Source organism: Alcanivorax sp. HI0044, from assembly GCF_001634945.1.
Map to the genome: position 1 here is coordinate 1 of NZ_LWEZ01001029.1, position 498 is coordinate 498.

Below are 498 nucleotides of genomic sequence, written 5' to 3' on the forward strand. Positions count from 1 at the left end.
CCGGCCACCATGATCACCAGCGCCGAGATCGCCTGAATCTTGAGAATCTGGAAGATGCCCTGGCGAATGACAAACACCATCTGGTTGCGCATATCTTCGATATAGGACAGCGATCCGCCCTCACGGACCGCATCGTAGAAGTTGGAGTAGTACTCTACAAAATCGGTCTCCATACGCACCAGAAATACGGCCATGCCCGGGATCAGTGACAGATACGACAGGAACACGGGAATATCGTAGATCAACGAGGCCCGCAGCGGCCCGATCACATCGCTACCGGTGCCGTCGTAAAACCAGAACATGGCCTTGTCCGCCCACACCCCGGCATTATAGAAAAAGCCCACCAGCATCAGGCTGGGGTACAGGTATTTTTTGCCGAACATGTCGAACGAGACGATGCTCTCGGCCGGGTAGCCTCGCACAATCAGCACCAGCATCCCCGCCAGCAGGGTCACCTGCCCCAGCAGAAAGCCCAGCAGCAGGCCATCCAGGTCCAGA

Annotated in this window: 1 protein-coding gene; it reads right to left on the reverse strand. The window is 56.8% G+C overall.

What is annotated here, in order from left to right; all coding sequences use genetic code 11:
- Positions 1–498: exopolysaccharide Pel transporter PelG (pelG, locus tag A3730_RS12055; protein ID WP_156501178.1), on the reverse strand; the 498-nt coding region annotated here is incomplete at both ends.